13 protein-coding genes are annotated in these 12,159 nt (G+C 75.3%); 7 read left to right on the top strand and 6 right to left on the bottom strand.

What is annotated here, in order from left to right:
* Positions 1–27: 27 nt before the first annotated feature.
* From OZ948_11195 to radA, 4 genes are all read right to left on the bottom strand, one after another.
* Positions 28–924 carry a helical backbone metal receptor gene (locus tag OZ948_11195; protein ID MEB2345296.1) on the bottom strand — a complete coding sequence of 299 codons (897 nt, stop codon included), beginning with the start codon at positions 922–924 and terminating at the stop codon, positions 28–30.
* Positions 925–992: 68 nt separating this feature from the next.
* Positions 993–1,298: a helix-hairpin-helix domain-containing protein gene (locus OZ948_11190; protein ID MEB2345295.1), complete on the bottom strand. Its 306-nt coding sequence runs from the start codon at positions 1,296–1,298 to the stop codon at positions 993–995.
* A 51-nt stretch (positions 1,299–1,349) separates the two neighbouring features.
* A complete protein-coding gene (locus OZ948_11185; protein MEB2345294.1) occupies positions 1,350–2,393 on the bottom strand; it encodes a polyprenyl synthetase family protein in 1,044 nt (347 codons plus the stop codon).
* 101 nt (positions 2,394–2,494) lie between these two features.
* Positions 2,495–3,868, bottom strand: a complete 1,374-nt coding sequence (gene radA / locus OZ948_11180) for a DNA repair protein RadA (GenBank protein ID MEB2345293.1) — start codon at positions 3,866–3,868, stop codon at positions 2,495–2,497.
* A 186-nt stretch (positions 3,869–4,054) separates the two neighbouring features.
* Here radA and bioB point away from each other — a divergent pair, with 186 nt between their 5' ends.
* The 4 genes from bioB to OZ948_11160 all read left to right on the top strand — a co-directional run bounded on the left by bioB (position 4,055) and on the right by OZ948_11160 (position 7,769).
* Positions 4,055–5,176 carry a biotin synthase BioB gene (bioB, locus tag OZ948_11175; protein ID MEB2345292.1) on the top strand — a complete coding sequence of 374 codons (1,122 nt, stop codon included), beginning with the start codon at positions 4,055–4,057 and terminating at the stop codon, positions 5,174–5,176.
* 3 nt (positions 5,177–5,179) lie between these two features.
* Positions 5,180–6,349 (top strand): 8-amino-7-oxononanoate synthase, encoded by a 1,170-nt coding sequence (gene bioF, locus OZ948_11170; GenBank protein ID MEB2345291.1) that lies wholly within the window; start codon positions 5,180–5,182, stop codon positions 6,347–6,349.
* Positions 6,346–7,059, top strand: a complete 714-nt coding sequence (bioD, locus tag OZ948_11165) for a dethiobiotin synthase (protein MEB2345290.1) — start codon at positions 6,346–6,348, stop codon at positions 7,057–7,059. Before bioF ends, bioD begins: the two co-directional genes overlap by 4 nt.
* Positions 7,060–7,160: 101 nt before the next feature.
* Positions 7,161–7,769 carry a hypothetical protein gene (locus OZ948_11160; protein MEB2345289.1) on the top strand — a complete coding sequence of 203 codons (609 nt, stop codon included), beginning with the start codon at positions 7,161–7,163 and terminating at the stop codon, positions 7,767–7,769.
* Here OZ948_11160 and OZ948_11155 read toward each other — a convergent pair.
* The gene (locus OZ948_11155; protein MEB2345288.1) at positions 7,766–9,994 is read right to left on the bottom strand and encodes an ATP-binding protein; all 2,229 of its coding nucleotides are present in this window, start codon (positions 9,992–9,994) and stop codon (positions 7,766–7,768) included. The two genes, OZ948_11160 and OZ948_11155, sit on opposite strands and share 4 nt — an antisense overlap.
* 157 nt (positions 9,995–10,151) lie before the next feature.
* Here OZ948_11155 and OZ948_11150 point away from each other — a divergent pair, with 157 nt between their 5' ends.
* The 3 genes from OZ948_11150 (at position 10,152) to OZ948_11140 (ending at position 11,688) form a co-directional block, all read left to right on the top strand.
* Complete coding sequence (locus tag OZ948_11150) at positions 10,152–10,895, top strand: hypothetical protein (protein MEB2345287.1); 744 nt, start codon at positions 10,152–10,154, stop codon at positions 10,893–10,895.
* Between the two features lies 1 nt (position 10,896).
* A complete protein-coding gene (locus OZ948_11145; protein ID MEB2345286.1) occupies positions 10,897–11,199 on the top strand; it encodes a hypothetical protein in 303 nt (100 codons plus the stop codon).
* Positions 11,200–11,286: 87 nt separating this feature from the next.
* Positions 11,287–11,688, top strand: a complete 402-nt coding sequence (locus tag OZ948_11140) for a nitroreductase/quinone reductase family protein (GenBank protein MEB2345285.1) — start codon at positions 11,287–11,289, stop codon at positions 11,686–11,688.
* A gap of 42 nt (positions 11,689–11,730) precedes the next feature.
* On the opposite strand, the gene atpC is transcribed toward OZ948_11140, so the two are convergent.
* Positions 11,731–12,159, bottom strand: a complete 429-nt coding sequence (gene atpC / locus OZ948_11135; protein MEB2345284.1) for an ATP synthase F1 subunit epsilon — start codon at positions 12,157–12,159, stop codon at positions 11,731–11,733.

Raw genomic sequence — 12,159 nt, 5'->3', positions numbered from 1 at the left:
CGAGGCGCGCGGGCCGGAGCGGCGCCCTCAGTGCGCGCCCTCCACGGCGAGCCCGTCGCCGTGCAGCGCCCGGGCCAGGCGCAGGAGCGCACGGTCGAGATCCGGGCCCGGCAGCGTGACCATGCTCTCGACCACGACGACGCGGTGGCCCGCCACGGCCGGCAGCGACGGCCAGCGGCTCCAGAAGTCTGCCGCCGGCTCGGCGTCGTCGTCGCTGTCGAGCAGGACCTCGGGGGCCTGCGCAACCAGCCACTCGAGCGACGCCCGCGGCCAGGGCTCACCGAGCGCGGCACCCAGGTTCTCGCCCCCGGCCAGGCCGATCATCTCGTCGAGGAAGCTGCCGCGCCCGACCACGAAGAGGGGCTCGCGCTGGAGCACGAAGACCGTGCGCGGGCGTGCCCGGCCCGCCGTCGCGCGGCGCACCGTCCGGCGCGCGCCCTCGATCATCTCGACGCGCGCGCGCGCCGCCGCCTCGTGCCCGGTGCGCCGGCCGAGCGTCTCGATCGCGGCGAGCACGCCGTCGAAGCTGACCGGATCGCCGGCCAGCGCGAGGACCGCGACGCCGAGCCCCTCGATCCGGTCGCGGAAGGCCTCCTGCTCGACGCTCGGCACCAGCACGACGAGGTCCGGCGCGAGCGCCACCACCGCCTCGAGGCTCGGCGCGTAGAGCCCGCCGACCCGGGGTAGCGCGGCCACCGCGGGCTCGGCGCGCGCCGAGAAGTCGTCCACCCCGACCAGCGCCTCGCGCGCCCCGATCGCCACGAGGATCCGGGTGAGCGAGGGGTTGAGCGACACGATCCGCCGCGCCGGCGCCTGCACCTCCGCGCGCGCGGAGGCCCCGCCGAGGAGAGCCAGCACGAGCAGGAGGCCCGCCGCGGCAGGGCGCCCGCCCTGCGCGGATCCGATCGTCCCGATCCGCACCATGGCGGGCCACGGTAGCGGCCCGGGATCGGTGCCGGGGGCTGCGCGGCCCCCGGCACCCGGATGCGCGGCTAGCGGGCCGCGCCGCCCTGGCCGCCCAGCCGCAGGTGCGGCCGCAGCTTCTCGAGGTTCGCGGCGCCGATCCCGCGCACGTCGAGCAGCTCCTCGACGCTCTCGAAGCCGCCCCGCTCCTTGCGGGCGTCGAGGATCGCCTGCGCGGTCTTCTCGCCGACGCCCGGCAGCGCCACGAGCTGGTCGAGCGTCGCGCTGTTCAGGTCGACGACGCCCGGCCGCTCCTCGGCCACGCCGGCGCCCGGCACTCCTGCGCCGAACGCCGCCCCGAGCAGCAGCGCGGCCACGAGCTTCTTGCCATCCATCGAGAGACTCCCACGGGACCGTGGGGTGAACCGGAGCGGTGCGGTGCGCGCCTAGCGATCGCGCACGACCGCGAAATCGGCCGCGGTGGCGAGCGCCTCCTTCGCCGGACCGTCGGGAAAGGGCGCCACCGCGCTGCGCGCCCGCTCGACGTGCTCCCCGGCGCGCCGCACGGCGTCCTCGACGCCGCGGTAGCGCGCCACGATCTCGAGCGCGGGCCGGAGCTCTTCCTGCGTGACGGGGCCGGCCTCGCCGTCCTGCGCGTCGCGCCGGGCCAGGCCCTTGAGCGTGGCGGCGACCGCGGCGCGCTCGGCCGGCGTCGAGCGCTTGAGGGCGAGCAGCAGCGGCAAGGTCACCTTGCCCTCGCGCAGGTCCGTCCAGGGCGGCTTGCCGAGCACCTCGGCGCCGGCCTCGTAGTCGAGGGCGTCGTCGCGGATCTGGAAGGCGAGACCCAGCTCGCGACCGAACTCGGCGATCTGGCGCCGCTCGGCGCGCGTGACACCGCCCAGGATCGCCCCGGCCTCGCAAGCCGCGGCCAGGAGCGCTGCGCTCTTGCGGTCGATCACGGCGTAGTACTGGGCCTCGGTCACCTCGGGGTCGAAGCTGCGCTGGAGCTGGAGGATCTCGCCCTCGGCCATCAGCCGGATCGTGTTCGAGAACACCCACAGGACGTCGAGATCGCCGTCCTCGACGATCATCGAGGAGGCGCGCGCGTAGAAGAAGTCCCCCGCCAGCACGGCGCGCCGGTTGCCCCACAGCGCCATCGCGGACGGCTTGCCCCGGCGCAGCGCGGAGAAGTCGACGACGTCGTCGTGGAGCAGGGTCGCCGTGTGGAGCAGCTCGACCGCCGCGGCCACCTGGACCCGACGCGGTCCCGTGTAGCCGCAGAGCTCGGCACACAGGAGCAGCAGGGCCGGGCGCACGCGCTTGCCCCCCGAGCCGAGCACGTGGTCACCGACGGCCGCGATCACCTCGCTCTCGGAGGCGAGCTGGTCGCGCATGCTGCGCTCGACGAGCTCGAGCGACGGCGTGATGCGTTCGAGCGCGCGCGCGAAGGAGGGAGCGGAGGCCAGCGCCGAGGAGGAGGGGGGCCGCATTTGCCGCGCAGGCTAGCCACGGCGGACCGGGGCCGTCAACCCGAGAACACGCGGAAACGCCCGACATCAAACGTGAATCGGCGCCTCTCGAGGCGCCGGGATCAGCCCCTGCGCAGCCATCCCACCGCCTCGGCGACGTCCTCGACCGGCACCCGCTCGAAGGGCTCGAGCGGGTGGTGCGGGCCGCGCGGGACGAGCGCGCGCGTGAAGCCGAGGCGCGCAGCCTCCTGCACCCGCGCGTCCAGCCGCCCGACGCGGCGCACCTCGCCGCCGAGCCCGACCTCGCCGATCGCGACCGCACCCGGCGGCAGGGGCAGGTCGAGCCGGCTCGACGCCAGCGCCAACACCACGGCGAGATCAGCGGCCGGCTCACCGATGCGCATCCCGCCGGTCACGTTCAGGTAGACGTCCATGCCGAGCACGTCGATCCCGCCGCGCCGCGCCAGGACCGCGAGCAGCAGGGCGAGCCGCCCGTCGTCGAATCCGATCGCGGTGCGCCGCGCAGTGCCGTAGCCGGCCGGCGCCACCAGCGCCTGCACCTCGAGCAGCAGCGGCCGCGTGCCCTCGAGCACCGCGGTCACGCACGAGCCGGGCGCCTCGCCGCGCCGCTCGGCGAGGAAGAGCTCGCTCGGGTTCTCGACCCCCGCGAGGCCGCGCTCGCCCATCGCGAAGACCCCCACCTCGAGGGTCGAGCCGAAGCGGTTCTTGGTGGCGCGCAGCAGGCGGAAGGCGTGGCCGCGGTCGCCTTCGAAGGCGAGGACCACGTCGACCAGGTGCTCGAGCACGCGCGGGCCCGCGAGCAGCCCCTCCTTGGTCACGTGGCCGACCAGGAGCAGCACGGCTCCGGTCTGCTTGGCGAGCGCGATCAGCTCCGCGGCGCTCTCGCGCACCTGCGCGACGGAGCCCGGCGCGGAGTCGACGCGCTCGCTCTGGAGCGTCTGGATCGAGTCGACCAGCACCAGCGCGGGCGCGTGCGCGCGCCAGGCGTCGGCGATCGCCTCGACGCGGGTCTCGGCGAGCACCAGCAGCGCGTCGGGCAGCGCCGCCAGCCGCGCGGCGCGCAGGCGGATCTGCTCCGGGCTCTCCTCGCCGCTCACGTAGAGGACGGGGCCCGCCGCGGGCTTCGCGGGCGCGGCGAGGGCGGCGGCGACCTGGAGGGCGAGGGTGCTCTTGCCGATCCCGGGCTCGCCGCCGAGCAGGACCGCCGAGCCCGGGACCAGGCCACCGCCGAGGACACGGTCGAGCTCGGGGAGGGCGGTGGCCATGCGGGGGCGGGCCTCGGCGGGGACGTGGCGCAGCGGGATCGCGCCGCTCGGCGCCTCGACCCCCGGACGGGTGGGGCGCGAGGCACGGCTCGGGGCATCGGGCTCCTCCACCATCGTGGACCACGCCCCGCAGTCCGGGCAGCGCCCGACCCAGCGCGGAGACCGGGCTCCGCAGCTCGTGCAGGCGTAGTGCGAGCGCGCCTTCGCCACGCCGCGGGCCCTCCTGGATCGGGAGGCGGGAATCTAGCCGGAGCGATCGTCAACCGGTCCTGTCTCCGGCGGTTGACAGCCTCCCGGCCCTGGGACAGGGTCAACGCCCGCTGGGCAGGGCCCGCGCCCACCGGGCCTGCGTCAGCGCCCACCAGGGCAGGGCCCGCGCCCAGCCGGAGGTGCCCCGTGTTCGACCGCTATGCCCGACTCGCCGAGCGCGCCCTCGCGGACGAGCCCCCGACGCGCGACGAGGCGCTCTGGATCCTCGACGGCGCGGACGTGGCGCTGCTCCCGCTGCTCCACGCCGCCTACCTGCCCCGCGAGAAGCACTTCGGGCGCCGCGTGCAGGTGCAGGTGCTGAACAACGTGCAGAACGGCCTGTGCCCCGAGGACTGCGGCTACTGCTCGCAGTCGCGCGACTCCGAGGCGCCGATCCGCAAGTACGCGATGAAGCCGCGCGAGGAGATCCTCGCCGAGGCCGAGCGCGCGGCCCGCGCCGGCGCCACGCGCTACTGCATGGTGCTCTCCGGCCGGGGCCCCACCCTCGAGCGCACCCGCGAGCTCGCTCGGCTGATCCGCGAGGTGAAGGAGCGCTTCCCGATCGCCGTGTGCCTGTCGGTCGGGCTCGTCGACGACGAGCAGGCGCGCATCCTGGCCGAGGCGGGCCTCGACCGGCTCAACCACAACCTCAACACGAGCGAGCGCCACTACCCCGAGATCTGCTCGACCCACAGCTACGCGGACCGCCTCGCCACGCTCTCGGCGGCCCATCGCCACGGCATCGCGACCTGCAGCGGCTTCATCCTCGGGATGGGGGAGCGGAGCGAGGACGTGCTCGACGTCGCCTTCCGGCTGCGCGCGCTCGAGGTGCCCTCGATCCCGGTGAACTTCCTGGTCCCGATCGAGGGCAACCCGGTGGTGTCCGACGGCTCGCTCACCCCCGAGCGCTGCCTGCGCGCGCTCGCGCTGATGCGGCTCGTGAACCCGCGCGCCGAGGTGCGCGCCGCGGGCGGGCGCGAGGGCCACCTGCGATCGCTCGGCGCACTCGTGCTCTGGCCCGCCAACTCGCTCTTCGTCGAGGGCTATCTCACGACCCGCGGCGACGCGGTGAACGAGACCTATCGCATGATCGCCGACGCCGGCTTCGAGATCGGCGGCAATCCGCTCTACGACGCCGAGGAGCGCGAGCGTGGCACCGCCTTCCGCCTCGGCGGCGGTGGCGGTGGCGGTGGCGGTGGCGGCGGGATCCTGAAGCCCGAGATCGCCGCGCCGGTGCGCGGCGTGGCGCCGCGCGGGGCGCGGCCCTAGCGCGTGGGCGTCACCGCGGTCGCCGCCGAGGCGCTGGCGGCGATCCGCGCCCGCGGTACCCACCGGCGCATGCGCGTGCTGGCCGGCGCGCAGGGGCCGCGCATGGAGGTGGACGGCCGCGAGGTGCTGCTCTTCGCGGGCAGCAACTACCTCGACCTCGCGGCCCATCCCGAGGTGAGCGAGGCCGCCGCGCGCGCCGCCCGCGACTGGGGCTGCGCGGCCGGTGGCTCGCGGCTCATCAACGGCAACCTGACCCTCCACGAGGCGCTCGAGGCGGAGCTGGCCGCGTTCCTCGGCGTCGAGGCCGCGCTGGTCTTCGCGACGGGCTACCAGGCCAACCTCGGCGTGATCCCCGCGCTCGTGGGGCCCGGCGACGCGGTCGTCTCGGACGCGCTCGTGCACGCCTCGATCATCGACGGCTGCCGGCTCTCGCGAGCGGCGGTGCGGGTCTTCGCGCACGGCGATCCGGCGGCGCTCGACGAGGCGCTCGCCGGGGTCGCCCCCGGGCACCGCCGGACGCTCGTGGTGCTCGACGGGGTCTACAGCATGGACGGCGACCGCGCGCCGCTGGCGCCCATGCTCGCCGCGGCCCGCCACCACGGGGCGCTCGTGCTGCTCGACGACGCGCACGGGATCGGCTGCCTCGGCGCGGGCGGGCGCGGCAGCGCCGAGGCGGCGGGGGTCGCGGCGGGCGCGCTCGACGTCCTGGTCGGCACGCTCGGCAAGGCGCTCGGCTCCTTCGGCGCGTTCGTGGCGGGGCCCGCGGCGCTCCGCGAGCTGCTCGTGAACGCGGCGCGCAGCTTCATCTTCAGCTGCGCGCTGGCGCCGCCGCAGGTGGCGGCCGCGCGCGCGGCGCTCGCGCTGGTCCGGCGCGAGCCCTGGCGCCGCGAGCAGCTCCAGCGCAACGCCGCGCGCCTGCGCGACGGGCTCGCTGCCCGTGGCATCTCCACCGCACCGAGCGACACCCACATCGTCCCGGTCCGGATCGGGGACAACGCGTCTACGATGGCGGCCTGCGAGGCGCTCCTCGCCCGGGGCTTCTACGCGCAGGGGATCCGACACCCGTCGGTGCCGGAGGGCAGCGCGCGCTTGCGCATCACGCCGATGGCGACCCACGCCGAGGCCGAGATCGACGCGCTGGCCGCCGCCGTGGCCGGCGCGCTGGCGCGATGATCCCCGGCCTCTTCGTCACGGGCACCGACACGGGGGTGGGCAAGACGGTCGTCGCCTGTGCGCTCGCCGAGCGGCTGCGGGCCCGCGGCGTCGACGTCGGCGTGATGAAGCCGATCGAGACGGGGGTGGGGCCGCAGGGGCCGCTCGACGCGATCGCGCTCGCCGAGGCGGCCGGGGCCGACGACCCGCTCGCGCGGATCTGCCCGGTGCGGCTCGCGCTGCCCGCGGCCCCGGACGTCGCGGCCGCCGCCGAGGCGCGCGCGATCGACCTCGGGGCGATCCGCGCGGCCTTCGCGGCGCTGCGCGCGCGCCACGCGCTGCTGCTCGTCGAGGGCGCCGGCGGGCTCCTGGTGCCGATCACGGCCGGGTACTCGATGGCGGAGCTCGCCCGGGAGCTCGGCCTGCCGCTCCTCGTCGTGGCGCGGGGCCGGCTCGGGACCGTGAACCACACGCGGCTCACCCTCGAGGTGGCGGCGGCGCGCGGGCTGCCGGTCGCGGGCGTCGTCGTCTCGCACGGTCCGACCCCGCTGTCGCCGGCCGACGCCGCGAATCTCGGGGCCCTGCGGCGGCTGCTCGGCCCCCTGCTCCTCGGCGAGCTGCCCCCGCTCCACCCCGGCGCGAGCACCCCGCCCGGCGCGCTCGACCTGGGCCGCCTGCTCGCCGCGGCGGAGCGGGCGGTGCAAGCCGCGCGTCGAGATGCGTCATCATGACGCGAGAATGACGCAGACGGGTCCTGCGTCAGGGACGGCTGCTGCCGGCGCTCCCTCCCGGGCGCCTCAAGGGTGCGCTGCGGAGCTCCGATCCCCCCGGCGTGCCGCTCCCCCCGCCGACGACCCACACGACGGAGTCGATCTCCGAGGAGCTCGTCGTCCTCGACAACAAGATCAAGCAGTTGAAGTTCGAGTACGAGCAGTACTTCATGGGCGGCCGGCCGCGCGAGCCCGTGATGCTACGCGGCGACGTCCAGAAGATCGTGACGCGCTACTCGAACACCGGCATCCAGAACACGGCCCTGCGCTTCAAGTTCAACAACCTGTGCGCGCGCTACTACGCGCTGCGGCGGCAGTGGGACGGGATCCTCAAACAGATCGAGGAAGGCACCTACAAGCCGCACCTGTTCAAGGCGAAGCTGCACGAGCGGGAGCGGGGCGTGGAGGAGCCCGGGGGCGCTGGCAGCCACGCGAAGGCGCGTCGCGACGAGACGACCGGCGGCGGGACCGACCTGTTCGAGGCCTACTGCCGGGCGCGGCGGGAGTGTGGCGACGACCCGTCGGGCCTCACGCGCGAGAAGCTCGACCAGCTCGTCGCGCAGCAACGCGCCGCCATCCAGAAGAAGTACGGCTGCGACGACGTGCGCTTCCGGGTGGTCGTCGAGGCCGGCAAGGCGAAGCTCAAGGCGACGCCCGTGAAGGCGTCCTAGCCGGGCGAGCGGTCCTCGCCGGGATGTGACAGCGCCGCCGCCTTCCCCACCGCGGCGAGCAGCGCACCGGTGTCGACCGGCTTCACGAGGTACAGGTCGAAGCCCGCGCGGAGCGCCCGCTCCCGGTCCTCGATCCGCCCGTGGGCCGAAAGGGCGATCGCAGGTAGCGGCGGGCCGGGACGGCAGCGGACCTCCTCCATCAGGTCGAGGCCGGTCACGCCCGGCATCGCGATGTCGCTCACCAGCACGTCCGGCCGCTGCTGGTCGATGCGGAGCAGCGCCTCCGGCGTCGAGGCGGCGCTCGCCACCCGCGCGCCACCACGCGCGAGCACGGTGGCGACGAGCTCGCGCGCGTCGTCGTCGTCGTCCACCACGAGCACGCTCAGGCCCGCCAGCAGGCGGCCGGTCTCGGCTGCTGCCGCGGATCCCTCGGCCCGGCCGCTGCGGACCGCCACCGGCTCGCAGGCCGGCAGCAACACCGTGAAGCGTGCGCCGCACCCCACGCCCCCGCTCGCGGCCTCCACCCGGCCGCCGTGCAGCTCCGCCAGGTGCTGCACGAGCGCGAGCCCGATCCCGAGCCCGCCCTGGCTGCGCGACACGGACGAGGTGCCGTGCCGGAAGCGCTCGAAGACGTGCGGCAGGAGCTCGGGCGCGATCCCCGCGCCCGTGTCGCTCACGGAAAGCACCAGCTCCTTGCCCGCGCGTTCGAGCCCGACGTCGATGCGCCCGTCCGCCGGCGTGAACTTGATCGCGTTCGAGAGCAGGTTCCAGACGATCTGCTCGAGGCGATCCGGGTCGCCCTCCACGAGCCCGACGGACGGCTGCCGCGCGAAGTGGATCGCCACCTGGCGGCGCTCGGCCTCGGGACGCACCGCGTCGACCGCGGCGGCCACCACCGCCCCCATCTCGACCGGCTCCAGCTCGATGCTCAGATTGCCCGTCACCATGCGCGACACGTCGAGGAGGTCGTTCAGGAGCTGCGCCTGGAGCCGCGCATTGCGCGTGATGATCTCGAGCGCCCGCGCGCTCTGGGCCTCGTCGAGCGATCCGCTCTCGAGCAGCTGCGCCCATCCCGTGATCGCACCGAGCGGCGTCCGCAGCTCGTGCGACACGATGGCGACGAACTCGTCCTTGCTGCGGTTCACGGCCTCGGCCTCGGCCCGCGCCGTCCGCTCCTTCTCGAGCAGGCGCTGGAGCACGCTGGACGCCTCGCCGAGCCCGTGCCAGAGCTGGTCGAGCTCCTGGACGCGGGAGCGCCGCACCGCCACCGGATCACCACGTGCGAGTGCCCGCGCTGCGCGCGACGCCTGCGCGAGCGAGCGGAAGATCAGGCCGCCGAAGGCCAGCGCCGAGAGCGTGGCGGCTCCGAGGACCAGGAGCCCGACGGCCATGAGCTCGGCGAGCGAGCGGCGGATCGGGGCGTCGATCTCCGCGCGCGGGAGGCCGAGCCCCACCGTCCAGCCGCTGAGCGGTGCGCGGCTCAGGGCGGCGTGGACGGGGATCCCCTCGAGGAGGATCTCGGTCCAGTTGCCCTCCGCCATACGCTCCGCGGCCTCCTCGAAGCCCGGGCTCGGAGGACCGCCCAGGTAGCGCTCCTCGTGGCGGGTGCGCGCCACGATCCGGCGCCGCGCGTCGAGGAGGGTCACGACACCGTTCGGCGGCGGGTTCTGCTGGCGCAGGAGCGCGCTGAAGGTGCTGGCGAGGATGCGCGCGCCGAGCACCCGCTGCGCACCCTCCGGGCCGGGCACGGGAACTCCCACGGTCACGTAGAAGACGCCGGTTGCCGGATCCCGGGCGAGATCCGATGCCGCGGCGTGGCCCGTGTCCACGATCCGGCTCGCCCAGCGCCGGCGCGCCTCCACGTCACCGAAGCCCTGTGCGGTTCCTGCCAGGTCGCGCCCCGAGCGATCGCTGAGGAAGAGCGCGTGCCAGGTGGGCTGGGTCGGGAGCACCCGCGCGGCAAAGCCGGCGAAGCGCGCGATCGCCAGCTCCTCCTCGAGCGCGGCGAGGCTGCGGAGCGCGGCCATCGTGCCTTCGATGGTCTTGTCGACGGTGACCGCGATCGCCCGCGCCGTCTCGCTGTTCTGGCGGTCGGCGAGGGTCTGCTGGTGCTGCCCCGAGCGGTAGACCAGCCAGCCCCCGAAGAGCCCGAGCGGAACCGTGGCCGAGAAGACCAGGACCGCGAGCAGGGTGCGGATCCGGATGCGGGGGCGACGACGTGCCACGAGCGACCTCTCCCGGGGAGAGATCGCCGACTCTAGCCCAGGGCGGGGGGCGGCTCGGGACGGGCGTGGGCCGCGGCGACCCGCTCAAGCCGTGGCAGCCGGCCGCCGAGAGGAGCGGCAGGGGGGCCGCAGGCGGGGTCCCCTCCGAGGGGCTCCGATGGTGATCCTTGCGGCCCTGGCCGGCCTCTTCTCGGTCCTCACGAGCTGGTTCGTCGGCGGGCGGCTCGTGCTGCTCGCACGGCGTACGCGCCAGCTCCCCGAGCTGCTGCTCGGGCTCACGCTGTTCCTCGCGGGCGGCTGCTGGAGCCCGCTGGTGGCGATCGGGCGGCAGGCGCCGGGGCTCCCGGATCCGGTCCGCGGCACGCTCGTCGCCGCAGGCGCCGTCTGCGCCGTCGCCGGGATGAGCAGCCTCGCGCTCTTCAACTGGCGCGTCTACCGGCCCCACGCGGCGTGGGCGGCGGCGCTCACGGGCGCCCTCGTGCTGGCGCTCGTCGCCTGCTTCGCCGTCCAGGGAAGCGGTGCGGGCTGGGTCGACTACGCGCGCAGCGAGCAGGGGCCGTGGGTGCTGGCCTCGTGGGTCGGCGTCGCGACCTACCTGTGGGCTGCCTGCGAGGCGTGGCGTCAGGACCGGATGCAGGTGCGCCGGCGCGCGCTCGGGCTCGCTGATCCCGTCGTGACGAATCGCATGCGCCTGTGGGCGCTCTGCATGGGCGCCGCGGTCGCCGGCGCGACCACGCTCGCGATCTGCCAGGCGCTCGGGGTTCCCGTGGCCGGCACCGTCGTCGGGATGACGCTGACCGGCGCCATCGCCGCCGTCGCGGGCGCCTGTCTGCTGCTGGCCTTCGTGCCGCCGGCCGCCTACCTCGCGCGCGTGCGCCGCGCGGCCGGCATGGAGAGCTGAGATGGCCGATTCCCCCGTCTTCGAGTTCGTGTGCGGAGAGCTCGAGCGCCGCACCTCCCTGGGCCGCCTGGAAGCGCGGGGCACCGTGCGCCTCGCGCTCAAGGAGGCCGGTCTGGGCGCGGGCGTCAGCGTGCGCGAGATGCAGGTCGTGCTCGAGCGCCTGCTGCCCGGGGCGCTGGCGTCGCGCGGGATCGAGAACGGCGAGACGCTGTGCGGCGAGATCCGCAGCGGGGCGGCGCGGCTCCAGGAGAGCGCCCGCTCGGGGGACACACCCGAGGCGATCTTCGGGCGGCTCGGGGGCTGAGAGCCGGGCCCCGGCGCCTTGCCGGGCCGGATTCGCGGCCGGCTCTGGTAGGATGGGTGCGGCTGCTTCCCGCGAGGAGGGCGCCGCGTGAGAGTCCTCCGGATCCTGCTCGTCGTCGCCGCCGTCTACGTCGGGATCGTGATCGCCTTCGAGTCGCTGCTCGGCTTCTTCCAGCCCGACAGCGCGGGGACGATCGTGATCACGACCGCCGACGACGCGGGGCACCGGAGCGCACGGGTCGTCTCGAGCGTCTGGAGCGACGGCAGGCTCTACGTCTCGGCGAACCACTGGCCGCGCGCCTGGTACGAGCAGGCGCTCGCGCACCCCAAGGTCGAGGTCGCGATCGACGGCCGGAGCGGCCCCTACACGGCGGTGCCCGTCAGCGGCCCGGAGCACGACCGGCTGATGGCCGAGCACGGACACCCACTGGTGTTCCGGGTCCTTACCGGCTTCCCGCCGCGCCACTTCCTGCGGCTCGATCCGGGCTGAGCGTCGAGAGCGCCGGGGGGACCGCCCCGGCGCTCGGGTACGCTACGCCGCCATCCCCCGCTTCTTCGACACCTGGATCCGGATGACCGCGCGCTGCAGCGCCGCCTCTTCGAGCTTGAAGTCGAGCGCTTCGCTGCGGTCCTGTCGCAGGCGGTCGAGCTCGCGCTCGGCTCGGGCACGCGCACGCTCCGCCCGCGCTTCGTCGATGTCGGGGGCGAACTCGCAGGTGTCCACGAGGACCACGACGCGTTCGGCGCTCACGTCGGCGAAGCCGTCGGAGACGGCGGCCCAGCGCCGCGCCGGGTCGTTGCCGCCGCGCACCTCGAGCTCGCCGATGCGGACCGGAGCGAGGAAGCGCTCGTGGCCCGGCAGCACGCCGAAGTCACCCTCGGTGCCGGGCACGACGACGCTGTCGACCCCGCCGTCGTAGCGGACGCCCTCGGGCGTCACGATCGTGAGATTGACGGGCAC

The sequence above is a fragment of the Deltaproteobacteria bacterium genome (assembly GCA_035063765.1).
In the GTDB taxonomy this organism is placed as follows: Bacteria; Myxococcota_A; UBA9160; order UBA9160; family PR03; genus CAADGG01.
The sequence above is the reverse complement of the archived record's forward strand: the minus strand, read 5'-3'. Positions and strand labels throughout refer to the sequence as shown.